The 26872-nt window shown below is 37.7% G+C and carries 28 protein-coding genes; 21 read left to right on the top strand and 7 right to left on the bottom strand.

Going from position 1 to position 26872, the window contains the following annotated elements; genetic code table 11:
• Positions 1-112: 112 nt before the first annotated feature.
• Complete coding sequence (locus H9635_RS15620; protein ID WP_191701241.1) at positions 113-1183, top strand: metallophosphoesterase; 1071 nt, start codon at positions 113-115, stop codon at positions 1181-1183.
• A 22-nt stretch (positions 1184-1205) separates the two neighbouring features.
• Positions 1206-2030, top strand: coding sequence for an undecaprenyl-diphosphate phosphatase (locus tag H9635_RS15615; protein ID WP_191701240.1), 825 nt, complete (start codon positions 1206-1208; stop codon positions 2028-2030).
• A 217-nt stretch (positions 2031-2247) separates the two neighbouring features.
• On the opposite strand, the gene H9635_RS15610 is transcribed toward H9635_RS15615, so the two are convergent.
• Complete coding sequence (locus H9635_RS15610; protein WP_191701239.1) at positions 2248-3045, bottom strand: TIGR00266 family protein; 798 nt, start codon at positions 3043-3045, stop codon at positions 2248-2250.
• A 258-nt stretch (positions 3046-3303) separates the two neighbouring features.
• On the opposite strand from H9635_RS15610, the gene H9635_RS15605 reads away from it, so the two are divergent.
• From H9635_RS15605 to H9635_RS15580, 6 genes are all read left to right on the top strand, one after another.
• Positions 3304-4782, top strand: a complete 1479-nt coding sequence (locus H9635_RS15605; RefSeq protein WP_191701238.1) for an aldehyde dehydrogenase family protein — start codon at positions 3304-3306, stop codon at positions 4780-4782.
• A 137-nt stretch (positions 4783-4919) separates the two neighbouring features.
• Positions 4920-6092 carry a saccharopine dehydrogenase family protein gene (locus H9635_RS15600; RefSeq protein WP_191701237.1) on the top strand — a complete coding sequence of 391 codons (1173 nt, stop codon included), beginning with the start codon at positions 4920-4922 and terminating at the stop codon, positions 6090-6092.
• A gap of 10 nt (positions 6093-6102) precedes the next feature.
• Positions 6103-7293, top strand: coding sequence for an acyl-CoA dehydrogenase family protein (locus H9635_RS15595; protein WP_191701236.1), 1191 nt, complete (start codon positions 6103-6105; stop codon positions 7291-7293).
• Positions 7294-7427: 134 nt separating this feature from the next.
• A complete protein-coding gene (locus tag H9635_RS15590) occupies positions 7428-7886 on the top strand; it encodes an NUDIX domain-containing protein (protein WP_191701235.1) in 459 nt (152 codons plus the stop codon).
• Between the two features lie 66 nt (positions 7887-7952).
• The gene (locus H9635_RS15585) at positions 7953-8282 is read left to right on the top strand and encodes a four-helix bundle copper-binding protein (protein WP_191701234.1); all 330 of its coding nucleotides are present in this window, start codon (positions 7953-7955) and stop codon (positions 8280-8282) included.
• A gap of 137 nt (positions 8283-8419) precedes the next feature.
• Positions 8420-9139, top strand: a complete 720-nt coding sequence (locus H9635_RS15580; RefSeq protein WP_191701233.1) for a ZIP family metal transporter — start codon at positions 8420-8422, stop codon at positions 9137-9139.
• Positions 9140-9163: 24 nt separating this feature from the next.
• Here H9635_RS15580 and H9635_RS15575 read toward each other — a convergent pair whose 3' ends face one another.
• Positions 9164-9508, bottom strand: a complete 345-nt coding sequence (locus tag H9635_RS15575; RefSeq protein ID WP_191701232.1) for a DMT family transporter — start codon at positions 9506-9508, stop codon at positions 9164-9166.
• A 32-nt stretch (positions 9509-9540) separates the two neighbouring features.
• The gene (locus tag H9635_RS15570) at positions 9541-9855 is read right to left on the bottom strand and encodes a DMT family transporter (RefSeq protein WP_191701231.1); all 315 of its coding nucleotides are present in this window, start codon (positions 9853-9855) and stop codon (positions 9541-9543) included.
• Positions 9856-10099: 244 nt separating this feature from the next.
• Here H9635_RS15570 and H9635_RS15565 point away from each other — a divergent pair, with 244 nt between their 5' ends.
• From H9635_RS15565 to H9635_RS15520, 10 genes are all read left to right on the top strand, one after another.
• Complete coding sequence (locus H9635_RS15565) at positions 10100-10903, top strand: carbonic anhydrase (RefSeq protein ID WP_191701230.1); 804 nt, start codon at positions 10100-10102, stop codon at positions 10901-10903.
• A 330-nt stretch (positions 10904-11233) separates the two neighbouring features.
• Complete coding sequence (locus tag H9635_RS15560; protein WP_191701229.1) at positions 11234-11434, top strand: cold-shock protein; 201 nt, start codon at positions 11234-11236, stop codon at positions 11432-11434.
• 213 nt (positions 11435-11647) lie between these two features.
• On the top strand, positions 11648-12025 hold the full coding sequence (locus H9635_RS15555; protein WP_191701228.1) for a VOC family protein: 378 nt from the start codon (positions 11648-11650) through the stop codon (positions 12023-12025).
• 148 nt (positions 12026-12173) lie between these two features.
• A complete protein-coding gene (locus H9635_RS15550) occupies positions 12174-12974 on the top strand; it encodes a protein phosphatase 2C domain-containing protein (protein WP_191701227.1) in 801 nt (266 codons plus the stop codon).
• A gap of 26 nt (positions 12975-13000) precedes the next feature.
• Entirely contained in the window at positions 13001-13645 is a 645-nt protein-coding gene (locus H9635_RS15545; protein WP_191701226.1) for an alpha/beta hydrolase, read from the top strand.
• 37 nt (positions 13646-13682) lie between these two features.
• Positions 13683-14060, top strand: a complete 378-nt coding sequence (locus tag H9635_RS15540; RefSeq protein WP_191701225.1) for a VOC family protein — start codon at positions 13683-13685, stop codon at positions 14058-14060.
• A 29-nt stretch (positions 14061-14089) separates the two neighbouring features.
• Positions 14090-14488 (top strand): VOC family protein, encoded by a 399-nt coding sequence (locus H9635_RS15535; RefSeq protein ID WP_191701224.1) that lies wholly within the window; start codon positions 14090-14092, stop codon positions 14486-14488.
• A 170-nt stretch (positions 14489-14658) separates the two neighbouring features.
• On the top strand, positions 14659-16797 hold the full coding sequence (locus H9635_RS15530; RefSeq protein WP_191701223.1) for a beta-propeller domain-containing protein: 2139 nt from the start codon (positions 14659-14661) through the stop codon (positions 16795-16797).
• A 232-nt stretch (positions 16798-17029) separates the two neighbouring features.
• Complete coding sequence (locus H9635_RS15525) at positions 17030-17728, top strand: ABC transporter ATP-binding protein (protein ID WP_191701222.1); 699 nt, start codon at positions 17030-17032, stop codon at positions 17726-17728.
• Entirely contained in the window at positions 17718-19040 is a 1323-nt protein-coding gene (locus H9635_RS15520) for an ABC transporter permease (RefSeq protein ID WP_191701221.1), read from the top strand. The genes H9635_RS15525 and H9635_RS15520 overlap by 11 nt, the downstream gene beginning before the upstream one ends.
• 49 nt (positions 19041-19089) lie before the next feature.
• Here H9635_RS15520 and H9635_RS15515 read toward each other — a convergent pair whose 3' ends face one another.
• Positions 19090-20016, bottom strand: a complete 927-nt coding sequence (locus H9635_RS15515) for a 5-oxoprolinase subunit C family protein (protein ID WP_191701220.1) — start codon at positions 20014-20016, stop codon at positions 19090-19092.
• On the bottom strand, positions 20010-20711 hold the full coding sequence (gene pxpB, locus H9635_RS15510; protein WP_191701219.1) for a 5-oxoprolinase subunit PxpB: 702 nt from the start codon (positions 20709-20711) through the stop codon (positions 20010-20012). Before pxpB ends, H9635_RS15515 begins: the two co-directional genes overlap by 7 nt.
• An 84-nt stretch (positions 20712-20795) precedes the next feature.
• Here pxpB and H9635_RS15505 point away from each other — a divergent pair, with 84 nt between their 5' ends.
• Positions 20796-21554, top strand: coding sequence for a LamB/YcsF family protein (locus tag H9635_RS15505; protein ID WP_191701218.1), 759 nt, complete (start codon positions 20796-20798; stop codon positions 21552-21554).
• Between the two features lie 259 nt (positions 21555-21813).
• Here the strand turns inward: H9635_RS15505 and H9635_RS15500 are convergent, their stop codons facing one another.
• Positions 21814-23214, bottom strand: coding sequence for a polysaccharide deacetylase family protein (locus H9635_RS15500; RefSeq protein ID WP_191701217.1), 1401 nt, complete (start codon positions 23212-23214; stop codon positions 21814-21816).
• Between the two features lie 182 nt (positions 23215-23396).
• Here H9635_RS15500 and H9635_RS15495 point away from each other — a divergent pair, with 182 nt between their 5' ends.
• Together H9635_RS15495 and H9635_RS15490 are read left to right on the top strand one after the other, a co-directional pair.
• Positions 23397-24143, top strand: a complete 747-nt coding sequence (locus tag H9635_RS15495) for a threonine/serine exporter family protein (RefSeq protein ID WP_191701216.1) — start codon at positions 23397-23399, stop codon at positions 24141-24143.
• Between the two features lie 50 nt (positions 24144-24193).
• The gene (locus tag H9635_RS15490) at positions 24194-24682 is read left to right on the top strand and encodes a threonine/serine exporter family protein (RefSeq protein WP_191701215.1); all 489 of its coding nucleotides are present in this window, start codon (positions 24194-24196) and stop codon (positions 24680-24682) included.
• 41 nt (positions 24683-24723) lie between these two features.
• Here the strand turns inward: H9635_RS15490 and H9635_RS15485 are convergent, their stop codons facing one another.
• Entirely contained in the window at positions 24724-26727 is a 2004-nt protein-coding gene (locus H9635_RS15485) for a sensor domain-containing protein (RefSeq protein WP_191701214.1), read from the bottom strand.
• Positions 26728-26872: the final 145 nt, after the last annotated feature.

The raw sequence follows: 26872 nt of genomic DNA, 5'->3' as shown, positions 1-26872 counted from the left end.
AGAAATAAGCATGATCTGAAATAAATTTTTTACAAATAATCTTCTTTATTAACGTCAAAATGTTGAAATGTAGTAAAATAGCAACATTAAATATGTGAGGGGTTTAAGTATAATGCGAATATTATTCGGCATCTTGGCGATAGCAATATATAGTGGCATTACGTTTTATCTCGGCTGGAATTTAAGGGCATGGCTACTGTCCATTCAGCAATTCCGCTGGCCAATTGTTTATTGGACATTTTTATTTCTCATTTCCTATGGTTATTTTATAGGAAAGCTCCACCCATTACTGACGCCTTTAACAGTACTAGGTAGTTATTGGATGTTCTTTTTGCAGTATGGGCTGATTCTCTGTATTATAGCTAATCTGATAATTAAGTTTTCACCGCTTTCGACGAAAATGGTTGGAACAGGTGTTGTTGGTTTACTAGTCATTTTATTAATTGCGGGTACATATTTTGCATACTCTCCAGTAGTACGGAATGCTACTATCGAGATAAATAAGCCTGGAGAAGATATGCGTATTGTTATGGCATCAGATTTCCACCTCGGTCTGTTATCCGGGACAGGGCATTTAGAAAAGTTTGTTAAGCTCTCCAACGAACAAAAACCGGACTTAGTGCTATTACCGGGAGATCTTGTTGATGACAGTCCTCAGCGCTTTATTAATAAAGGCATGGGGGAAGTGATGAAAAACCTTCAGGCAACATATGGTGTTTATGGAGTACCGGGAAATCATGAGTATTATGGCAATGAAATTCCTGAATTTAAACAAGCAATGACTGAATCGAATGTTCGTATTTTAATGGATGAAACAATTTTAGTGGATAATCGTTTTTATTTAACAGGACGTGAAGATTTAACAAATAAGAAAAGGTTGGCATTAAATGAGCTACAGCCAGAAAATCAGGAACTTCCTTGGTTTGTTATGAATCATACGCCAATGGATTTGGATGAGCCGGCTAATTTAGGTGTAGATTTTCACGTATCTGGACATACCCATCGAGGACAGATGTGGCCAAATCATTTCATAACAGAACGAATCTTTGAATTGGATTATGGCCATCGTCAAAAGGAACAAATGCATGCGCTTGTCTCAAGCGGCTTTGGCTTCTGGGGACCTCCTACACGTTTAGGCAGTCAATCCGAACTCTGGGTAATTGATGTGAAATTTAGCGAATAACGTTTGCAAAAGGAGCAAGTATATGGAATGGATAGAGCTATTAAAAGCTTTAATCTTAGGATTTGTGGAAGGGATGACCGAGTTTGCACCAGTTTCTTCAACAGGACATATGATTATTGTTGATGATATGTGGCTGCAGACGAAGGAGTTTTTAGGTTCGGGGTCTGCCAATACTTTTAAAATAGTTATACAGCTAGGATCAATATTGGCAGTCGTTTTTGTAATGTGGAAACGGTTATTGAGCTTAGTCGGACTATATAAAATGGAAGGGCAGCAATCGACCCGGTTTAATTTAGGGCATGTGCTGATCGGTATTATTCCAGCAGGAGTTTTTGGTCTATTATTTGAAGATTTTATAGACGAAAACTTATTCAGCATTAAAACAGTAATTATTGGGCTGATAATCGGAGCTGTATTTATGATTATTGCTGATAAATTTGGACCTAGAAAACCTTCAATTACTTCTTTAGACAATATATCTTACAGTAAAGCCTTCAAAATTGGGGTTATTCAATGTTTGTCGCTTTGGCCAGGGTTTTCGCGTTCGGGATCGACTATTTCAGGAGGCGTTTTACTTGGACTAGATCATAAAACAGCTGCAGATTTTACATTCATTATGGCGGTACCGATAATGGCAGGGGCGAGCGGTTTGTCACTTGTGAAAAACTGGGACCAAATTAATGCCGATCACTTTTCTTTTTATGCAGTAGGCTTTATAAGCGCATTTATATTTGCCCTTATTTCGATAAAGTTCTTCCTGAAGCTGATTTCCAAGGTAAAGCTCACACCCTTTGCAGTATATCGAATTGTATTGGCTTTAATTTTAATTTTTATTCTATCTATATAGTGAAATCGTAGACGTCAAATATTTGTAGTAATTTGGCGTCTTTTTGTCGAATTGTAATGGCGATTATAGCCGATTTAAGCAATGTAAAATCGGAAGTAAAGGAAGCCATTCGCCAGTGGGATATTTTGAAATGAGTAAATGAGAAGAAACGATGCAAACATTTTAAATCAAAATGAGGCATATTCTGAAAGAGGGTTCAGAACATGCCTTGTTTAAGCTATTTATTAAACATATCAAATAATCCGCCGATGCCGCCTTCACCAGCATCTTTACCGCCACCGCCTTGAGAAACCGGTGCAGCTGCGAACACGCGGCTAGCTAAACGGCTAAATGGCAATGACTGCACCCAGACTGTTCCTGGTCCAGATAGTGTGGCGAAGAATAAACCTTCTCCACCGAAAAGCGCTGTTTTAATACCGCGTACCATTTCGATATCGTAACGGACGTCTTGTGTCATCGCAACTAAACACCCTGTATCAATACGCAATGTTTCGCCTGGCTGAAGTTTGCGTTCATAAATCGTTCCGCCCGCATGGACGAAAGCCATCCCATCTCCTTCAAGTTTCTGCATGATGAAGCCTTCTCCACCGAAGAATCCAGTTCCTAATTTCCGCTGAAATTCTACGCCTACTGAAACACCTTTTGCTGCAGCTAAAAATGCATCCTTTTGACAAATAATTTTGCCGTCTAATTGGCTTAAATCCATAGGAATAATTTTACCTGGATATGGTGAGGCGAAATAAACTTTACGTTTACCGGAGCCATTGTTCGTAAACATCGTCATGAACAAACTTTCGCCTGTAATTAATCGTTTTCCTGCACCTAGTAATTTCCCCATCAGACCAGAACCTTGGTTTGCAGATCCATCACCAAATACAGTTTCCATTTGAATCTGATCTTCCATCATCATTAAACTTCCTGCTTCAGCCACAACCGTTTCCTGAGGGTCGAGCTCTACTTCTACAAACTGCATGTCGTCTCCATGTAATACATAATCAATTTCGTGGTTTTTCATATACATATCCCCTTAATAAACAAAATTTATATACAACATACATACGCTTATAAATTTCAAAAGTTTCAAAGTAACGGAAATATATTTGGCAAATATTTAAGCAAATTAATATTTACCGGGATTGAGTATTTCCTTATTTCCCCTCAATTTACTCGGTATTTGTCAGAATTTTATGTATATTATTGCGTAGAAAAAAAGGGGATAAAGTAGAAAATGTCGAATGATATAAGAGAAAACTAGAATTTGTGAGGTGGGGTAATGAAACTGTTAAATTTTATTGGTGGAGAATGGATGGAAGATACTTCATTGCAAACAATGTCTGTGATAAATCCTGCAAATGGTGAACAGTTAGGAACAATACCACTTTCGACAAAATTTCAAGTCGAATTAGCTGCACAAAAAGCGAAAGAGGCACAAAAAGAGTGGGCACTTGTCCCAGCACCAAAACGTGCCGATTATTTATATGAAATTGCATTTAAATTAAAAGAGAAAAAAGAACATCTGGCACAAACGCTGACAAAAGAGATGGGTAAAGTAATCGAAGAAGCACGTGGCGAAGTACAGGAAGGTATTGATATGGCGCTATATATGGCAGCGGAAGGGAGACGTTTGTTTGGTGAAACTGTTCCTTCGGAGTTGCCAAATAAATTTGCGATGAGTGTACGTGCACCAATTGGGGTAGCAGGGCTTATTACACCATGGAATTTCCCTATTGCGATTGCAACATGGAAGGCTTTCCCAGCTCTTATAGCAGGCAATACAGTTGTATGGAAGCCTTCAAACGAAACGCCTTTTATGGCATACGAATTAGCTAAAATCTTTGAAGAGGTCGGGTTACCGCCAGGCGTTGTAAACGTAGTATTTGGCTCTGGACCTACAGTCGGTACTGCAATGGTTGAGCATCCGGACATACGCATTATTTCCTTTACGGGATCTACAACAACAGGTAGCAAAGTAGCGGAGCTTGGCGGAAAACATTTGAAAAAAGTATCGCTTGAAATGGGCGGGAAAAATGCAGTCATCGTGATGGATGATGCAAACTTAGATTTAGCATTGGAAGGCATTTTATGGAGTGCGTTTGGCACGGCCGGTCAACGTTGTACAGCATGTAGCCGAGTTATCGTGCATAAAGATGTAAAACAGGAGTTGGAGAAACGTCTTGTGGAAGCAACTAAGCAGCTGACAATTGGAGACGGACTGAATCCAACAATCAAAATAGGGCCAGTCATTAATAAGGCAGCACTCGAAAAAATTAACCATTATGTCCAAATAGGCAAGCAGCAAGGTGCAAACTTACTTATAGGTGGAGAGATATTAACAGACGGTGACTTGGCAAGGGGCTACTATTATGCACCTACGATTTTCACCGATGTGGAGTCAACGAGTATATTGGCACAGGAGGAGATATTTGGTCCTGTCGTTAGCATTATTGAAGTAAGTAGTTTAGAAGAAGCAATTGAAGTAAACAACAATGTGAAGTTTGGCTTATCAAGCTCAATATTCTCACAGGATGTAAATAAAATCTTCAAAGCACAGCAATTACTTGATACAGGTATTGTGTATGTAAATGCTGGGACAACAGGAGCTGAAATCCATTTACCGTTTGGAGGTACAAAAGGTACTGGAAATGGACATCGCGATTCAGGGCAAGCAGCTCTTGATGTCTATACGGAATGGAAGAGCATTTACGTTGATTACAGTGGGAAGTTGCAACGCGCTCAAATCGATAACGCATGATCTTTCGCCTAGTGCGAATTATCTTAGATTACTTTATCTTCATTCAAGCAGTTCCTGAATGAGATAGCTTTCGGAGGATGTCACAGGACGCAATTGTGCCGAGGCATAATTGACATACAAAAAAAGGGGATGTTTACATGAAAGTAGTAGTGCTTGGTGCTGGTTTGATGGGGAAAGAAATTGCACGCGATTTAGTCGATAGTAAAGAAGTAGAAACAGTATATTTAGCAGATTTATCAATCGAAAACGCGAAGGAATTCGTCGATACTTTAAATACAAAAAAAGTAGAGGTTGTACAGCTAGATGCAGACTGTGATGAAGATTTACGTGAAGTAATGGGACGTGGAAATGTAGTTATTAATGCATTGTTCTATACATTCAATGAACGCGTAGCAAAAGCTGCAATTGATGTAGGGGTTCATTCGGTTGATTTAGGCGGTCATATAGGCGGCATTACTGAATCAATTTTTCAGCTAAATAATTTGGCTGCTGAAAAAGGTGTAACAATTATTCCAGATTTAGGAGTAGCACCTGGCATGGTAAATATTCTAGCAGGATATGGTGCAACGAAGCTTGATACGGTTGACTCAATCAAATTATACGTAGGTGGCATTCCAACAGAGCCGAAGCCACCGCTGCATTATACTCGTGTATTTTCTTTGGATGGTGTATTCGACCACTATACAGAGCCATCTAAAATGATTCAAAAAGGCATTTTAGCCGAGGTAGAATCTTTAACAGGCATTGAGCCGATTTACTTTGATGAATTTGGTGTACTAGAGGCGTTTTATACATCGGGGGGAATTTCGACTTTATACAAAACTTTCCCGGATGTAAAAACATTAGAATACAAAACAATCCGCTATAAAGGCCATGCTGAAAAGTTCAAATTACTAGCTGAGTTAGGTTTCCTAGATAAAAACAATATAGTAGAAGCTAGCGGGCAGGAAGTAAATGTTCGGGAAGTAACTAAAGAAGTATTGAAGAAAAAATTGGATTTAGGCAAGAAAACGGACGCTGTATTGTTGCGTGCGATTATTTCAGGGGAAAAGTCAGAAGAACAAATTACGTACGAGTATGAAATGGTAGTACGCAAAGATTTAGAGAAAAATGTAACGGCAATGGCACGTGCGACAGCCAATACAATTTCAGTCGTAGCGCAAATGGTTGGCAATGGGATGATTACCGAGCGTGGTGTAATTGCTCCGGAATCAGTAGTACCGGGTCGTGAATTCATTAAGGAAATGGCAAAGCGTGGTGTCGACATTAGAGAGACATCACATCGTTCATCAATGATTGTTAAATGGTAGGAGTGATTTTATGAACTTCGAGTTTACTGAAGAGCAAACACTTTTACGTAAAACAGTGCGGCAATTTGTCGACACTGAAATCATCCCATATATTGCAGAGTGGGATATGAAGGGTGGATTTGATCCTAAAGTATGGAAGCGCCTAGCCGAAATTGGGCTAATGGGAGTCTGTATTCCCGAAAAATACGGCGGGGCTGGAATGGATTATAACTCGCTTGCGATAGTATGTGAAGAGCTGGAGCGTGGGGATACAGCTTTTCGTACAGCTGTTTCTGTGCATACAGGTCTCAACAGCATGACGCTTATGCAATGGGGTACAGATGCCCAAAAGGAAAAATACTTAACACCTCAGGCAAAGGGTGAGAAAATTGGTGCATTTGGCTTAACAGAACCTGGTGCAGGATCTGATGTGGCTGCGATGAACTCCTTTGCCAAACGAGACGGAGACTATTATATTTTGAATGGGCAAAAAACATGGATTTCGTTATGTGATATTGCGGATCACTTCATCGTTTTTGCCTATACAGACAAGGAAAAGGCGCATCACGGTATTTCCGCTTTTATTGTGGAACGGGAATGGGCTGGCTTTAGCTCAAAGGCGATTAAAGGAAAGTACGGAATCCGGGCAGGCAATACTGGCGAGCTGTTTTTTGACGATGTAAAAATTCCGATCGATAATTTACTAGGTGAAGAAGGGGAAGGCTTTAAAATTGCCATGTCCGCCCTTGATAATGGACGTTTTACCGTAGCAGCCGGTGCGGTTGGTCTAATTCAAGCTTGTATCGAGGCCAGTGTGAAGTATTGTAAGGAACGTGAAACTTTTGGGAAGCCAATCGGTGGGCATCAGTTAGTCGGTCAAATGCTTGCAAAGATGGAAGCGGGCTATGAAATGAGTAAACTTCTTGTATACCGTGTAGGGGAGCTGAAAAACAAAGGTGTTCGCAATACCCGTGAGACTTCTTTAGCAAAATGGCAAGCATGTGATTTTGCAAATAAAGCTGCAGATGACGCTGTACAAATTCATGGGGCATATGGTTATTCCGATGAGTATCCAGTAGCGCGCTATTTACGAAATTCAAAAGCTCCTGTTATATATGAGGGAACGCGGGAAATTCATACAATTATGCAAGCTGATTATGTACTCGGGAAACGCAACGATAAAAAACTGCGCTGTATGCTGCCTAGCTGGCCGTTTGAATAATAGAGTGGAGCGAAAGGGTTTATGAACCTTTCGCTTTTTTTGTTAATGTTAAATATAGTAAAAAGAAGTAGTAACCACAATTTTGGATGGAAAATAAGAGCCTAAAAAAATATTTGTAAGGGGGAAAGAATGAAATGAGAATAAGAAATTCAGCAAAAGCAGTTATCGTAAAGAACGGAAAGTTATTAGCTATAAAATTACAGGAAAATAATAGTACATACTATACATTACCGGGCGGTGGTCAAGAACATGGTGAAAATCTGCATCAAGCATTAGAAAGAGAGTGCATGGAAGAGATAGGTACCAAAGTGGAAATTGGAGAGTTGATTTTTGTACGTGAATACATTGGAAAAAACCATGAATTCTTTGCTAAACATGCTCATGCGCAGCAAACGGAATTTATGTTTTTATGTCGTGTACATCAGGATAGCTTTGATAACGGAAGCAACCCCGACACTGGACAATCAGGTACAGAATGGATACCAATTAAGGAATTACTGAATTTTAAATTATACCCGCAAGCAATGAGACCCCAGTTGATTTCTTATTTTAACGGGGAGAGAGCTGCAACTTATTTAGGTGATATAAATTAATGAGTATGTTTTAGGATGCAATGGAGGGGTATCAGAGTAAATAATAAGTTAAAGGAGGCAAATTAAATGACACATGAACATTATCAGTCAGTAATAGAGGCACTTCATGAATGCATGGCTGCTTGCAATCATTGTTATGATGCTTGTTTAAAAGAAGAAGATGTAAAAATGAGGGTAGGCTGTATTCGTCTTGATAGAGAGTGTGCAGATATTTGTGCTTACTTTGAACAGGCAATCAGTAGAGGAACGCCATTTATTTCTGAACTGGCCCAAGTATGTGCACAAATTTGTGAAGCATGCGGTAATGAGTGTAAAAATCACCATCATGAACACTGTCAAAAATGTGCAGAGGCTTGTTTTAAATGTGCAGAAGCATGCCGAAGTCTGATTGCATAATTTTTATTTTTTGAAAGAGCGTTTCCATAGAGGATTCGCTTTTTTATTATGAATAAGTATTTATTTTAAGGATTTTTCATAAATCACCCTGATAAACCATACCACTTATTATACTGATGGAAAGGTGATAATACGGCATGTGGTTATTAGGTTTTTTATGTACCTTTTTAGGCTTATTTATTGGTGGTCTAATAGCTTGGCTTTTCAAAGGACTGCATCAGAGAGTAGATATTTTTTACGGGATCTGTGCAGGTATTATCTTTGGCTTAATTAGTTTTGAAATTTTTCCGGAAGCAGTTGAATTAGGAGGCTGGGCAAGTACGCTTTTAGGGTTTACAATCGGAATCATTATTTTTGCAGTATTGCATAATACTTTACATAGTAACGAAAGTGAAAAAAATATTGAAAAAGATAATTTGTATATTCGTGCAAGTTTATTATTAATATTCAGTCTATCGATTCACAATATACCAATGGGAATTATTTTAGGGGCAAATCAAAGTTCTGATTTTACAATGGCATTGTTGCAAACACTGTTATTTCATAGTATCCCCGAAGGTATTATTTTGTTTACCCCCTTGATTTTGGCAGGAAAGCGAATGAATCTTTTTATTGTATTTTTAATTACCTTTATTGTATCGATACCAGTTGCACTAGGTATCTTTATTGGTGATTTTTTAGGATTTGTACACCAGTCAATCAACACGATCTTAATAGGCTTAACTTTAGGAATCATTTTTATGGTTACTGTATCGGAAATTTTATTCCCTGCATTAATCAAATCGTCAGCGTTTAAAGTTTTACTTTGGACTATGATAGGGATGGTGATAATAGGGGTTTATATGAAAATATTATAAATGTGCTTTTAAAGCGGCTGTACCTTAGTTTGTAGGTTCTGCCGCTTTGTTATTGGTTGCAGAATTTAGTACTACAACCCCGCCTATAATTAATAATATGCCTGTTACTTTAAGGATACTTAGAACTTCATCCCATAATACTACACTTACAAAGAGCGTTAATAAGGTTCCTACTCCAGCCCAAATAGCGTAAGCCAAACTTAACGGTAAAGTTTTCAAAGTTAATCCAAGGAAAAAGAATGAAAGTCCATAACCTAGAACTACTGCAGCTGAAGGTAAAGGTAGTGTGAAACCATCTGATATTTTTAGCATCGTTGTAGCGAATACCTCACAAATTATTGATATTGTTAATAAAAAGTATGCTTTCATATTTTTTTTCCTCTCTTCTTCAAGATAGTAGGTTAGCCAATATTTAAAATAACAACGCCTCCAATAATTAACCCTAACCCTAAAAGCTTTTTGCTGTTCCAGCCCTCTTTAAAAACGATAATTCCTATTAATGCAGTTAAAGCTGTCCCCACTCCAGACCAGATCGCATATGCCAAACCAAGTGGAAGTGTCTTCAGCGATAACGATAAAGCATAAAAAGCGATGGCATAACCAATAGCTATTCCAATGACAGGGAATAATTTTTTGAAGCCGCTTGACGCTTTAAGCATTGTACTTCCAAATACTTCACTAACAATGGCAACTGCCAATAGAAAATATGCGTTCATAGTAATCCCTCATATCTTTTAATGTTTTAGTGTTTTCAATATTATTTTACCTTTTTTAAATAAAACTTTAAGTGTATGCACAAAATGTATTATAAAATGATTGAATATTAAATTCTTTATGATGCTTTATATGGATAAAGTAGTAGTATTTATTAACTGAATTTCTAATTTTAAGTATATTTCTGCGATTCATCATCAGATTTTTAGTAATCTAGATAATGTATTAAAAAAGGAGGTTTTATTAATGAAAAAACTCGGATATTTATCTTTAGCTGTATTTTTAAACTTGTCTCTTGCAGCGTGTGCTGAACAATCTACAGAAACTATTGAACCAAAAGAAGATGAAAAAGCTAGTACTGAACAAATGGAATGGTCTTATGATGATGTTACAGGTCCTGAATACTGGGGTGAACTAAACGATGAAAACTTAGCGTGTGTTAACGGAGAAGAACAATCACCGATTAATCTGGAATTTTCCCAAGTGAAAGTAGATAAAAAATTAACAGAAAATCAGATTAACTATGAGCCAACCAATTTTACACTGATAAACAACGGTCATACCGTACAGGCTAATGCTACAACAGAAAATAACAGCATGATTGTTGAGGGAAATGAATATAAGCTTTTACAATTCCATTTCCATACGCCAAGTGAGCATCAGTTTAATGGTCAAAGTTATGAGATGGAGCTGCATTTAGTACATAGTGATAAGAATGGAAACCTAGCTGTCCTTGGATTGATGATTCAAGAAGGAAAGGAAAATGAAATAATGGCAGCTCTTTGGAATGAATTACCGGCTGAAAAAACGGAAGAAGCAGATACGGAAGACTATCTAATTGATTTACAGGCTTTGTTGCCTGAAAATCAAATATCTTTCCATTATGCAGGGTCCTTAACGACACCTCCTTGTACAGAAGAGGTAAAATGGAACGTTTTTGAACAGCCAATTGAAATGTCAAAAGAACAGATACAAGCATTCCAGCGCATTTTCCCGGATAATCATCGACCTGTTCAACCATTGAATGATCGGGAAGTTAATAAAAATTGAAATGAAAAATTTTACTGATAGTTTAAAGAGGTAGTATGTAATCAAACTAGTGCATAGCTAAAGAGACCATCACGTTATGGTCTCTTTTTGATAAAGAACATTAAATGTTAAGAGTAATACGGGGTAGAATAATCACTTTAAAAACACTGGACTGGACATTACTAATTATTTGTTATATACTATGGTTAATAAGACGGATTACAATACATTAATAAATTCACCTATTACAAAGAGTATTCGTGTTTTATTTAATACTTTTTGTAATATGTGAATTTTTTTCTTTTTTGAGGAATTATGATCTTATTAATACGAATAATGGAGGTCATTTAAATGACACAAGGTACAGTAAAATGGTTTAACGCAGAAAAAGGTTTTGGATTTATCGAAGTTGAAGGCGGAAACGACGTATTCGCTCACTTCTCAGCAATCCAAGGCGACGGTTTCAAATCTTTAGACGAAGGTCAAAAAGTTGAATTTGAAATCGAAGACGGTCAACGTGGCCCACAAGCTACAAACATCGTAAAACTTTAATTTTAATGATGTAATAATAAAGAAGAGGTATCCTTTAACGAGGATGCCTCTTTTTTTTTGGTGCTTAATTTACCATGAAAAGGAATATTCATTTTTTCATGTTAAATAAAGATTTCTTGTTTTAAGAGGTTATAGCAGCCTTCATCCCGAAATAAATGGATAAAGGATTGTTTAATTTATAATTACTTAAATTGATGAATAGGGGGAGTAAGGATGGAAGCAAATATGATTCAAAAAATTGGGCAGATTGGGGTGCCAATAAAAAATATGGAGAACGCAATTGCGTTTTATAAAGATAAATTAGGATTACCAGTACTTTTTAGTACAGATAGTATGGCATTCTTTGAATGCAGTGGGCAAAGGCTTCTTCTATCTATCCCTGAAAAAGAGGGATTTGCAAATTCAAGTTCTGTTATCTACTTTCAGGTAGAAGATATAAAAGAAGCTTATAAAGAATTGATTGGAAAAGGAGTTTTCTTTAACGACGAGCCACACATTGTTGCAAAAATGGAACATACAGAAACATGGATGGCTTTCTTTAAAGATAGTGAAGACAATACACACGCCTTAATGAGCGAATTGCAAATTTAATTCCTAGCATTCGATGTGGCGAAAAGTCTCCTGATTTTTATAAAAAATTGGGATATATAGGAAGAAATATAGGTTTTAGTAAAAGTTTAGTCATGATTAGTTTCCATTTAAAAATTGTGGATCTAAAAAGAATAAAGGGGGGGTGCAATTGTATAAATTTAGCTGGGTGGGGAGTGAAAATCATTTTGTAGATATACTACATATTGAGCAAGTCAACAACTTAACAATCGGTCGTTTTGGAGGTAATTCATCGGCAGGTCAATATAAAAACGAGGATGGCTGTATAGTTTGGTCAGATGAAGAACAGGATTGGGAATTTGTAGTGCTCCTCGATGCACATAATTCAGCAGAGAGCGCCGAACTTGTCATAAATACTATTACAGAGGAAGAACAAAATTTAACGACTATTTTTAACATGCCATTACGAGATTCTTTTAATCAAATGGACAAATACATAGTACATATTTTTCAAAATCCACTTTTTCTAGCGAGTTGTCGAGAGATCCAAGGGGAAACTGCGTGTCTTATCGTTTTAAGAAAAGACAAGTATGTTTGGTGGTTTTCAGTTGGAGATTGTATCCTTCATCTGTTTCACCCCGAATTGGCTAAGATGGATCAATATCTTTTGAACCAAAGAAATTTCTATGAATGGATAGGACAAGTAAACACCTTTGAACTGGATGTACCATGCTATAGTACGGGGCGTAGGGAATTAAGAAAAGGAAAGAACCATCTTTTTCTTACAACAGATGGTTTAACGGAATGCCCTGATGGTAATTTCCATAACGCTACCGAAATTATGAAGGTATTTGATAACGCCAAATCCCATCAAGATTCCGTGCAGAATTTATTAAAGGAGATTGAAAAAAAGGGAGTACGAGATAGCACTACTATTATTTCGTGGATAGTTAATGTAGAAAGAAATGCGAGTGAACCAAGTGACTTATAAATTTATGAAGAATAGGAGGCATTTCTATGTTTAAAGTAAAAACGGATTCAGTAGTGGGATATAAGGAAATGAAAATTCCCTACACTTTATTAAGCACCAATGAGGATTCAAAAAATTTAGTAATCATGCTTCCTGGAGCTGGATATAGCACGCAAGCTCCTCTCTTTCATTATTCGACTGGAGTGTTTTTAAATAAATCCTCCGATGTGTTACAAGTCAATTACTCTTATAATGACAAATTCTATGATAATTTCAGCATCGATGAAATTAGTGATGCGATTAAGCATGATGTAAGGGTAGTTATCGATCATGTTTTAAATGATGGATCGTATGAATCCTTTTGTCTGATCGGCAAATCTTTAGGAACGATTGCTATGTCATCGGAGTTAAAAAGAAATATTTTTAAAGAGGCAAAAGCAGTTTGGCTAACTCCGCTTATTAAAAGGGAAGATGTTTTTGAGGCAATGGTAAAAGCAGAAAACAGAGGATTATGTTTTATCGGTGACAACGATCAGCATTACAATGCAGAAAGATATGAGCAAATAGTTCAAAATACGAACATTGTTTCCACACTATTCCCTAATGTAAATCATGGTTTGCAATATGAGAATGACCCTGTTACTTCAATTGATGTATTAAAAAGTGTGATTAAAGAAATTAATGAATTTTAAATACAGATCGCTAGGAACATAACAAGGAGTTGAATAGATGACTATCCCCATTTTTAAGGGAATGGAAGGTGTTTTTATCCCTGTAAAAGACCCAGCTATTTCGGCTAAATGGTATGAAGAAGTACTGGGATTTGAAATAATTTACATTGAAGAAGAGGCAGCTGTCATGCAAATTGGAGAAGAGTCCCAAACGGTAGTATGTTTGGTGAAGACTTTGAATCATGTACCAATGAAGTTCCCGGAGAACAAGTTTGGGGTAGGCAAATACTATAATTTTATTCCTAAAGATATAGAAGAAGCCCATAATACTCTTCTGACCAAAGGTGTAAAGGTGAATTCAATTGGAGGGGAAGGATCCACTAGATTTTTCACTTTTTATGATCCGGATGGCAATCCATTGGGAGTCTGTAAATAAAGGCTTTTAAAAGCTGAAAGGAGATCAAAATGAGGGAGAAATTACTAAGAATAGGTACAACATATATTCCAGTAACGAATGTAGACCTTGCTGCTGATTGGTATGTAAAAAAACTAGAAGCAGAGTTAAGCTACAAAGATGAGGACAAAGCTATTTTAAACTTGGCCAATCAAAGTATCTTTCTTGTAAAGTCCCTTGAAGGCCAAAGCTCCAATTTCTTGGATATTTACGGGAGTGAGCGTTTTTCGTTAACATTTGAAGTCGATGGAATAAAGGCATTAGAAGCATTACACAAAGATTTTAAGCAAAGTGAAATAAACGTTGGAGAAATTGAAGACAGAGGACATGCTGGCCGGAATTTTACTTTTTTTGATCCGGATGGTAATAAATTTGATGTATGGAGTGAGCTTAGCCCTTCCTTTAAATAAAGAGGGTTATTTTCTATTGGAGAAAACAAGCCACCGCTTTGATTATATTTTGATCAAAGCGGTGGCTTGTTTGTTTGTAAAGATATGTGTAAAAATTTTTATTTGTTCTGTAACCTTTCCGTTATTTCCAAGTCTAATTAAATACAAAAGAATGGAAAAGGAGGGTTTTTATGAAAAATGGCAAGCTTTTTGGAATGGGATTAATTACTTCACTTGTCGCAATTTTAGTATTTGGCTATTTTTTCTTTACTAAAAACACAGAAGTGCAGGCAACAGGTATTTCATTTAAAGGGGAAACGTATTCGATTACATTGAAGCAACCAATTACGAAAGAGAGTTTAACGGATGGTTCTATCGTTGTATTAGATGAAAACGAGAAGGCTACAAAGGCTAAACTTTCGATTAATAGCAACGGGGAAATTTTATCTGTAGATGGGTTAAATTTAGGGAAATACACACTTCAAATCAAAAAAGATGCCTTTGCAAAGAAAACTAAATTGCAGCAGGAACAGTCTGTGACACTTGTAGTCGTTAAGAAAGTGAAAAATATTGTTTCAACAGAAGATTTAAAAGATTATTTTCGCGCATTTTTAGCGGCAGAAAATTCATTGTCGAATCGATTTAACGATATGGTAACAAATGATATGGCAAAAGAGGAATCCGCTATGTCGATGGATAATAGTGCAAAAAGTAGCGGGGGTCCGAGTCATTCTACTACAAATAATCAAGTAGAAGGTATTGATGAAGGGGACATTACGGTTACAGACGGTCGATATATTTACACGATTATTGATAACAAGGTAGCAATTGTCGATACGAAAGATTTAAAAGTGGTGAAGCGTATAACTGTTGGTAAAGATATTTATCCGAATCATCTAATGATACATGATAAAACATTAATAGTTGGATACTCGTCTTATGTTCAGACACAAAAGGAACCGTATGATGGGAAATCCGTATCAACAGTAGCGTTTTATGATGTGACCGATGCTAAAAACGCAACATTAGTACGTGAAGTAGGTCATGATGGTGGTATATTAAATATTCGCAAATCCGGAAACTATTTATATGTAGTGTCGAGTCTTACACCGAACTACTGGCTGCTTCAAGAGACACCGAATGTTGAATTGCGTCCGTCTACGTATGATGGTAAAAAGGAAACAATTATGCCAATCGATAAAATCCGTCTTTTACCGGAAAGCAATGAGCCGAATTATTTGATCGTTTCGGCAATCGATGTCAGCAATGTGAAGTCAAATGAATGGAAAACAGAGAGCTTTCTAGGAAGCAGCGGTCAAATGTATATGTCCGAAAATGCGATCTATATTGCGTCTATGAATCATTACGGTTTCTGGCCGGAAATTGAAACCGCAGATACAGCCGTCTCCAATATCATGCCAGCACCACAAAATAATGAAACGACAATCTATAAAATTTCAGTAAATAAAACAGCTTTAAAAATGGAGGCACAAGGAAAAGTAACAGGTTCTATATTAAATCAATTTTCAATGGATGAGCATGATGGTCACTTCCGTATTGCCACGACAGAAGGCAATGCCTGGGGAACTGCAGCAAATTCGAAAAATCATTTATTTATTTTAGATAAAAATATGAAGCAGGTTGGGGCAGTTAAGGATTTAGCAAAGGGTGAACGTATTTACTCTGCTCGTTTTATGGGTGATAAAGCGTATTTAGTAACATTTAGAGAAACTGATCCGCTGTTTGTCATCGATACAGGAAATCCGAAATCTCCAAAAGTATTAGGGGAGCTGAAAATTCCAGGATTCAGTAATTACCTGCATCCGATTGATGAAAATCATTTACTTGGAATTGGCTATGATACGGAAGTTCGAATGGAAGAGGGTTCTAAAGAGCCGATTGTCTTAACGAAAGGTATGAAACTGAGCTTGTTTGATGTAACAGATTTCAATAATCCGAAAGAAAAACAAGCGTTAGTGATTGGAGGACGTGGCACATATTCTCCTGTTCAACACGATCACAAAGCGTTATTCAGAGATCCACGCCAAAACTATTATGGATTCCCTGTAACACTTTACTCACCGACAGAAGAGGAAGACCGATTAAAATATGAAGGAACGGGTGCGCACATTTATAAAGTAACGGCTTCAGGAATTGAACTTGTAGCTGACATGATGGAAAAGGCACGTCCAGGTGAACAATATGAAGATTATTATAATGTAGTACAACGATTATTATATTTAGACGATCAATTGTTTACAGTGTCTCCATCCAAGGTAACAAGTTTCAATGGGAAAACGTTTGAAAAGCAGCAAACAGTAGGGTTTTAACAGTAAATTAACCGTAGGCACACAGGAGAATATGTGCTTGCGGTTTTTTATTTGAAAGAACTAATGAAGTGACAAGTTTCTTATCCTTTACTGCTACTATGCGGCTCCCGCCAAAGGAAAATCGCAACTTATTGTACTTATCTTTTTTCTTAAGAATTTCTTCACTTTTAGCCTTTCTAAATATTAAGATTTACCGTTTACACTAAATGTATGGGAAAAGGAGTGAACAATGATGATTAAAGTGAATAACTTACAACATACATTTTCAATCGGTAAAAAAGGGAAGGAAAAAACAGTACCCGTACTGAGGGATGTATCCTTTGATGTAAAGCGCGGTGAGATTGTAGCAATCGTAGGGAAGAGTGGTTCTGGAAAATCTACATTACTGCAAATATTAGCAGGTTTTATGAAGCCAGAGCATGGTTCGATTGTCGTTAATGCACAGGAAATCGCGGCATTTAATGAAGCTGCGAGCGCTAAGTTTCGTTTAGAAAATTACGGCTTTATATTTCAAAACTTTCAACTGATGCCAAGCTTAACGGCATTTGAAAATATAGAATTGCCTTTAAAATTAAAAGGGATGAATGTTTCAGCGCGTAGAAAACGTGTTGAAGTTATTATGCAGAAGGTTGGTTTGACGGAAGTAACGGATCATTACCCAAATGAATTATCAGGGGGGCAACAGCAGCGTGTTAGTATAGCACGGGCACTTGTAACAAATGCCCCAATATTATTGGCGGACGAACCTACAGGGAGCCTCGATTCGGAAACGGAGCAAGATATTTTGATGCTTATTCAGCAGTTAAATCGAGAACTTGATTTGACATTTATTATTATTACACATGACGAGGAAGTTGCAATGATTGCTGATAAACGCTTCCGCATGCATGATGGCAAGTTAGTAAAGGAGGGTAATCACCGTGTTATTTAAAGATCAAGTAGACTTTGTCATGCAGCATATTAAGAAGAACAAATTACGCGTATTTATGACGGTGCTTGCCGCTACAATGGGCTGTGCGTTTCTAATCGTACTTGCTTCGATCGGATTTGGGTTGCAAGCTTCAATGGAGGAAGAAATTTTATCGAGTGAAAGCGTCACAAAAATTGAAGTTATGGGTGGGGAAGCACAGTTTTCGGAAGAGGAAGTAGCAGAAATTGAAGCAGTAGAAAATGTACAGACTGTTTTAAAAACAACGACAATAGATGCAGAGGTGAAAAGTTTTTTTGAAGACCGGGATACAATTTCTGGTTTACGATTAACGAATTTCACTGATTATGCTTCTATAGCAAAGCCGTTAGCAGAAGGCACATACCCGAAAAATGAAAATGAAATTGTTGTCGGCTATCATTTCGGTCAAACGTTATTGAATGAGGCAGACCGCAAATTGATTGAGGAAAAAGAAAAAGCGGCTAAAACAGAGGGTACTTATTATAATGGAGAAGAAGAAGGCTATAAGAGCTCATTAATCGGTAAGGAGATTGAAATTGCGATAAGGTCGTATGATGATCCGAACAAGCTTTCAGATCGTATGACATATACGATTGTTGGTGTGATGCCAAAGCCTGCATATGAATGGGCAATTGAAAATAGAATTTATATGATGGACGAGCAACGTGCAGTTCTTGAAAATAGCTTTAAGCAAGTAATTGATGAGAACCCGGCTGATTACCAATTATTTTTTGAACGCTATGATATTTATGCAAAAAGCTTAGAATACGTGAAACCAATCTTGGAAGATTTACGTGGGAAAGGCTACGGTGTATACTCGGTTACCGAACAGCTTGAGGACTTAAATGTCTTTTTCTTAGTGTTAAAGGCAGGTCTGGTATTTGTTGGGACGATTGCAGTACTAATTGCATCAATCGGTATATTCAATACAATGACAATGGCGGTAACAGAGCGTACAAGGGAAATTGGTGTACTAAAGGCAATTGGAGCGAGTCCAAAATTGATTCAGCGACTATTTTTAATGGAAAGTACATTTATAGGTGTTATCGGAACAGTCATAGCCATTGCGATTTCCTACCTAGTAAGCTTTGCATCTAATCTTTTACTGCCGATTGTTTTAGAGGCAGCAACAGGTGAAGAAAACTTTGGCAATATCCAATTTTCTGCTATTCCATGGCAGTTAGTAGTGATTGCTGCAACAATTAGTATCGGTGTTGCGATGATATCAGGATTAAGACCAGCACGAAAAGCAACGAAAATCGAAGTAATGCAGGCTTTAAGACAAGAATTATAGGGAAAATTCCACCTCGTAAAAGTAGGGCTCTTCTTTTACGAGGTTTTTTCTATTTCAGAACGGCTTCGAGCAAGCGTAATTGCTGTTCCAGTTCAAAATAAGCTTCTTCGGCCTGTTCGAGTGATACAAGCTGGAAAAGTAGTGTCTGTTGGGGAGCAAGCTGCGCTAAACGATGTAAATCAGCGGTAATTACTTGTGCAATTTTCGGGTAGCCTCCTGTTGTTTGCCGATCTGCCATTAATAGAATCGGGTGTCCACTTGGAGGTAATTGGATCGTACCGAATGTGACGGCTTCGGAAAGTAATTGAAGCGGTTTTTCAAGAAATATGGACTTGTGGGAGTCTAATTGATAGCCCATACGGTCGGATTTATTCGAAATTGTATAAGATTGATTAATAAAGCTAGTTTGCATACCACGGCTAAATTGCTGCCACTCGGTTCCTGGTAGTATACGAATAGGTGCTTTTTCGTAGAAGGTCTTTGTATTTACTTGATATGCAGCATATTTTATTCGCGTTTCCTCATAAGGAATCTCATCGCCCGGTTGCAGTGCTCGTCCTTTATAACCGCCAAACTTCGCTTTTAAATAGGTGCTTCGACTACCGAGTATTTCATCCACTAAAAATCCACCTGCAATACAGAAATAGCTTCTTGCACCATTTATTATAGTCTCACACGTTAATATGTCACCTGCTTTAGCGGAAATGACTTTATACATGGGAACTAGCTGATTATTAAGTGTTGCGTGCATCATTCCACCTGTCAAAACAAATGCTGTAGTTTTTTTAAATTCGAATGACCCGCCATTTAATGTCATTTCAATGGCGGCTTTATCGGATTGCTTTAACAGCGCATTGCCGATCCGGTAGGCAACTGAATCCATTACGCCACTTGTAATGATCCCATATTGTTGATGGCCAGTTCGCCTTCCATCTTGAATTGTAGAAAAAATTCCTGGTTTTATAACTTTTAGCATGAAGTGACCTCCTTTACGGCAACAAATCGAACACGGTCACCTGCTCGTAATAATGTAGGAGGGTTTTTGTCAGGTAAAAATAATGGCGTCATCGTTCGACCGATAATTTGCCAACCGCCTGGTGTTGCAAGCGGATAAATGCCTGTTTGTTCTCCGGCAATCCCTACTGAACCGGCCGCGATTTGTAATCTTGGAGTGGAATGACGAGGTGTTGCGATTTGTTTATCCATCCCGCCCAAAAACGGGAACCCAGGTGCAAAGCCTAGCATATAGACGAGATACTGTTTAGCGGTATGTATATCTATCACTTGTTCCGGTGTTAATCCATTAACATGTGCAACATCGTTTAAGTCAGGACCATATTCACCACCGTAAATAACTGGAATATCTATTAGCCGGCCCATTTCTTGAGATGAAATGTCTTGATTAGTAAGTAAGTTTTCAATATAGTTTTGTACTTTTGTTGAACTCGTTTTTAATAAGTTGGGTTGTAAATATTTTCTAACTATAAACGGATCGTAATAAATACAAAGATTCGTATAGCTCGGCACAAGCTCGATAAAACCGGGAAAAGGGTGCTGTTGGATAGTTATCATAGCTTGATGAATTTGATGGTGTGCTTGTTCATTAATCGTCGTACTAAATTGAACAAATAGAGCATTGTCGCTTAATTGCCTAAATTGCAGAACCGGCATGTATTTTCACCTCATTATTGGAATGAATGATTATGTATGGCATGATAATAGCATAACATTCTGATAGTTGTTGGGGGAGAGGCTATGTATACGATTGATATAAATTGTGATTTAGGCGAGAGCTTTGGAAGATATAAGTTGGGAGAACAAGAGGAAATACTACGTTATATAACGTCAGCCAATATCGCATGCGGATTTCACGCAGGAGATCCAACTGTCATGCGCGAAACGGTGGAGCTGGCGGTAAAAAACAATGTGCAAATCGGTGCACATCCGGGACTACCTGATTTAAACGGCTTCGGGCGCAGGGAGATGAAGATTTCTCCTCAAGAGGCGTATGACATCGTTGTATACCAAATCGGTGCACTGCAAGGATTTTTAACAACTACAAACGTAAAAATGCAACATGTTAAACCTCATGGAGCGCTTTATAATATGGCGGCGGTACAAGAAGATATAGCAAAAGCCATTGCACAAGCGGTATATGATATTTCGCCTAAGTTAATTTTATATGGATTAGCCTCAAGTGAATTAACGAATGCAGGAGAAAAAATTGGCCTGAAAACTGTGCACGAAGTATTTGCGGATCGGACGTATCAGCAAGATGGCACGCTTACAAAGCGCAACGAATCGAATGCTCATATTACAGACGAAAAAAGGGCTGTCGCCCAAATAATAGAGATGATAAAGGAAGGAACAGTCACTTCCGTTCAGAATACGAAATTCCCACTTCAAGCACATAGTATTTGTGTGCATGGGGACGGGGAGCATGCCGTACAATTTGCCCAGCTGACCCGTACGAAATTGGAGCAGCAAGGTATTGTAGTAAAGGCATTTCAATAAAAAAGAGGCTGGGACATAAGTAGAAATTTCTTTGTAAAAGGGAAATACTCTTATTAAGAAATTGATATTATATGAATTGATTGAAGTGAAGGGGCGACTCCTGGGGGAACAGCACGACGCCTGAGACTACAGGCTCAGGCCGTGCCCCCGGAAAGCGTCCCCGTAACGGAAATTAATTCTGGTAGAAGCAGAAAACTATCTATTTTTTCTTTTAAAAAATAGATAGTTTTCGTTTTGTCCCAGGCCCTTTCGTCATATTCTAGTGATACTTCAAAATTTCAGTAACAGTTAAAAACTCGTAGCCCTCATCTTGTAAATAAGCGAGTACTGGCTCCAATCCGTCTGCAGTTGATTGGTGGATATCATGCATTAATACAATCGCATTGTTATGTAATCCATCTTTTAGCATTGGCAGAAGTTTTTCTGAGTCACGGTGTTTCCAATCGAGGGTATCAATTGTCCAGTTAACCGTTTTACATGGGATAAGCTTACGTACTTCATCATTAACCGCTCCATATGGCGGACGGAATACAGTTGAGTTTTCACTAATCGCACTTTTAATGGCCTGTTCTGTAGATTCATACTCTTTTTGAATTTCCGATGGAGACATTTTCGTTAAAACACCGTGTGTCCACGAATGGTTACCAATTTCATGACCAGCTTGACGCACTTTACGTACCAATCCAGGATAATATTGAACACGGCTGCCAAGCATGAAGAAAGTTGCCTTTGCATCATATTTTTCTAAGAGTTCTAAAATCTGTTTCGTTACTTCTGGGTGTGGTCCATCATCAAACGTAAGGGCAATTCGTTTTTTTGAAGGGTTCTTATCATTTTTCGGAATAATTGTTTCCTCTGCCTGCATCTCAATTTGGAAATCTGAGGCTAAAAGTGGGTTAATGAATGATAGAGACATTTCCACTGTTGGCATTCCTGCTTCAAGTTCTGTCACTTCTCCTTCATTAAAGTAAATAATGAGGGAATCTCCCTTTAATGCAAAGCGCTTAAATAATCGCCATTTCGGTTGAGTCGCAGAAGCAAGCTCTTTTTCCTTAATATAATCTTTATAGGTTGTGTTCTTTACCATTTCAGATTGAACATGTGCAGCAAAGGTTTCTAAACTTTTTAGATCTTCATTCAGGAGTGTACGAATATCGAATAATTCACCGGTTTCATTGTCAATTAAAAATGTTGTGATTGTTGTCTGTTGCTCTACTGCATTTAAAATTGTCTTATTTGTTAATACGAAGGAGTAGTAATGGTCATACTCAAAAGTATCAAGGCTAATATTTAGTTCGCCGGATAATTGTTTTTCATTTTGCTGTAGACGCATCATGCTTATGTAATATTCTTTCGATTCTTCGATATACGTAGTGACCGCTTGATTGAACGTTTTGTATTCTGTAAGTGGATATTGAATTACGAAAGGGATCTTATCATCATTCGAAATGTCTGTGACAATCTTTACACCAGGAAAAGTTGATGGCTCTACGCTTGTAGTAGAATCGTGCTCTTTTGCAGATGTCTCCTCACTACTCGGGAAAAGTGGGTTATCACTCAAAACTGTTAAATAGACAGTAATAGCTCCCAGTATAATGATAGAGCTAATAAGGGTTAAATCAATCCAAGGACCGCGGCGTTTTCTGTAAGGGTTTGACATGATGTACTTCGGTTCCTTTCTATTAAAAATAGACATCTAAGTAAAGCTATAAAAAATATATTAAATTTATTAATCATTTTAGAAAATACACTATCATAGTAGCATATATTGTATGAAAAAAGGCTGTTATTTTAATGGTGCTTCAAGTAATATGAGCTAAGAAGTGGAAGGAGGTCCATCGTATGGATAATGAACATACTGAAATGGCAATAGACTGCTTTTTACTTGCAGGCCGTATCATGATTGAAAGTGGTGCGGAAACGTATCGAGTGGAAGACACGATGCTACGTATGGCCCGTTCTCAAAACATGATGGATGCACAAAGCTACGTAACGCCAACAGGAATTATTTTTTCTCTTGGTAAAACGCAACCTACTCGAATTACATCGATTCCAACAAGAATTACGGACTTACACCGAATTGCTCTTGTCAATAATGTTTCGCGTAAGCTTACATCCCACCTTATATCAATTGAACAAGCATATGAAGAATTGAAGAAAATAGAAAAAACGAATTATTTCCTTCCAATAGCCATTCAGGTCCTTGCTGCGAGTATAGCGAGCGGTGCCTTTTTACTGCTGTTTAAGGGGACTGTAAGTGACATTCCAGCTGCTTTTATTGCAGGAGGGTTAGGTTTATATATCGTTACCATCATTCATAATATGACGCGCGTAAAATTTTTCTCGGAATTTCTTGCTGCGGTGGCTATTGGTGTTGTGGCATCTTTTGCAGTCTATTATGGATATGGTACAGAAATCGATAAAATTATTATTGGCTCAGTTATGCCACTTGTTCCTGGTTTGCTCATTACAAATGCGGTACGAGATATGATGGCTGGGCATTTTACAGCAGGGATGGCAAAGGGAGCCGAAGCTTTTTTAACAGCGTTTGCGATTGGCTCAGGAATTGCACTTGTTCTGTCCTTCTAAAACTTTGACTGTCAGTAAACTTTGCAATATTGGAATAGGAGGAAAGCTGGATGTTGGATAGTGTTCTTATTCAAATCGTTATTAGTTTCGTTGCAACAGCGTGCTTTGGTGTCATTTTTAATGCGCCTACAAAAACAATTCCAGCATGTGGCTTTGTCGGTGCAGTTGGTTGGGCAATCTATTACGTCATGATTGAAATCGGAGTCGATGAGGTACAAGCCTCGTTTTTAGGGGCATTTGTTGTGTCATTAGTAGCGTATTTCTTTGCGCGCAAATTTAGAATGCCCATGATTATTTTTAGTGTTTCAGGAATTATTCCGCTTGTGCCTGGTGGAATAGCCTACAATACAATGCGAAACGTTATGGAACTCGATTATATTATGGGTCTGCAAAATGGGATGCGGGCATTTATGATCTCTGGAGCCATCGCGATGGGACTTGTTTTCGCAGAAGTATTTATGCAAATTATTTTCCGACTATTGAGCCAGGGGAAGACTTCAATGCAATCCTTTATGAAATCGAAAAAAAGAAGCTCGTAAGGCACTGTTTTACAGTAGCCTTACGAGCTTCTTTATTATTGCTATACAAGTAAAGATGAAATGCCATTAGAAGAGCTTGGTTTACTAATAAAGTATCCTTGTAAAATATCGCAGCCAATATTTGTTAGGAAATCTTTTTGTTCTTCTGTTTCTACACCTTCTGCAACGACTGTTAAATTCATCGATTTGCCAAGCTGAACCATGCCATTTACAAGCTGCTGCGTTTTTTCAAACTTCAGTGAGCGGATGAAAGTTTGATCGATTTTCAAAATGGAAATCGGCAATAGCTGCATATAACGGAATGAGCCGTAGCCCGTACCAAAGTCATCTAATGCAAAAACAATTCCTTCGTTCTCAAGCGTGCGCATCTGTTTAATGATGCTAGTTTCAGCTTCTGCTTCCAAAGCAAATTTTTCGGTAATTTCGATTTGCAATAAACTAGCAGGGCAACCTGTACGTTCAAGAGTAGCTAAAATTGATTTTGCCATGTTTTTGTCACGGAACTCACGGACAGAAGAGTTAATACTTACTTTAATATTATGACCAGCCTTTTTCCAAAGAACGGCTTGCTCACATGCCTTTTCGAGCATAAATGAACCGATATTATTAATTAGACCTGTTTCCTCTGCTATTGGAATTAATTCATCAGGAGAGACAACACCAATTTCCTCATCATCCCAGCGAACTAAAGCTTCCACTCCTGTAAATTTCCCAGTTTTTACATCGAGCTGTGGCTGGTAAAGAACATGTAAATTTTTCTGATCCAATGCCAGTAATAACCGCTTTTCTATGATTGAGTTACGATTCAATGTAACATGTGAAGATTTTGACAAGGAAACAATTCGGTCACCACCAGCATTACGTACAGACGTAATGGAAGCCAATGATGCCTTCATCAGATGTGTAAATGTCAATTGGTCTTCAGGGTAGCGAGTAATGCCACCGCTTACGGAAAGGGGAACAGCAACATTTCCATTGTATATTGGGTTTTGCTGTAAATAACTTAGGAAACCTTGTGTAAACCATTCAGGCAGAGGTGTTATCACAACAAAATCGTTTTCGTTAATGCGGGCCATTGTACTATCTTGGAAATACATTTTCAGTCGCTTTGTGAATTCCATGATAAGTGATTTCTCTGCACAATCATCATGCAGATCTTTAATGGTATAGAATTTATCGATGCTTAAGTAAACAAATGAAAAGTGACGATCTTCCTGAATCATTTCATCGATTACTTGTGCAAGGCGGTGCACATTCATTAACCCTGTTTCAGTATCAATATAGGCGATTTTTTCGAGCTGGAACTGAATCGCTTTTTCCTTTGTAATGTTTCGTTCGATAAGGAAATATTGATTTAGCTCTGGTGCAGGTCCAAGCATAGGAATGGCGGTTAAATGAACCCAATAATGTTCGTCGTCCTTTGTCACCTTTTCTACATCACCTTGCCAGATTTGCCCACTTTGTACTGTTTTCCAAATTTCCAAAGCGACCTTTTCGGAATCGCCATTATTTGGAAATAGCTGCCAAAACGTTTTGCCGAGAACCCGCTTTGGTGTCCAATGGCTTGCCTTTAAAAACTGCTGGTTGGTTTGTATGATAAAACCATCCTGATCGAGTGTCACAGTCATAAAGGATTGCTGAATACCACTCTTTAAATCGATTAAATGTTGCAGTTCGTCATCTACTAAACGCATTTCTTCATTAGGAACACATAAAATGAAAATAGCTTCCTTATTTTCGAAGAGGATAGGTTTTGTATAAACTGTACATATTTTGGAAGCCTCACCCTTCATCAATATTGGAACATTGTGTAAGCATAAAGCTACAGTACTTGTTAAGATGGACTCCACTGTCTCGTTACTTATTTCTGAAAAAAGAGTGTTGTAAACAGGGTTTTCTTTTAGTTCTTTAGTCTCGGCTTCTGAGTAGTCAAAATGATGAAAATTTCCTTTAACAATTGTTCCATTTGGTAGAAGTATAAAAGAAGGGAAGGGAGTAACTAGTATTGGTTCAATATTAGTAGAAAGGGTTTGCTCGTTTATCATACTTTAAATCTCCTTATTTAATAAATTATTACTATAATTATAATGAGGCAACATCCATTGGTCATTAAAAAAAATCTTTTATATTTATATATAAGCGTTTAATAGGATTATTATACCTCAATTTTATAAGAAGGATAGTTAAAAT

It is taken from the genome of Solibacillus faecavium (assembly GCF_014836905.1).
Taxonomy (GTDB): domain Bacteria; phylum Bacillota; class Bacilli; order Bacillales_A; family Planococcaceae; genus Solibacillus; species Solibacillus faecavium.
The sequence above is the reverse complement of the archived record's forward strand: the minus strand, read 5'-3'. Positions and strand labels throughout refer to the sequence as shown.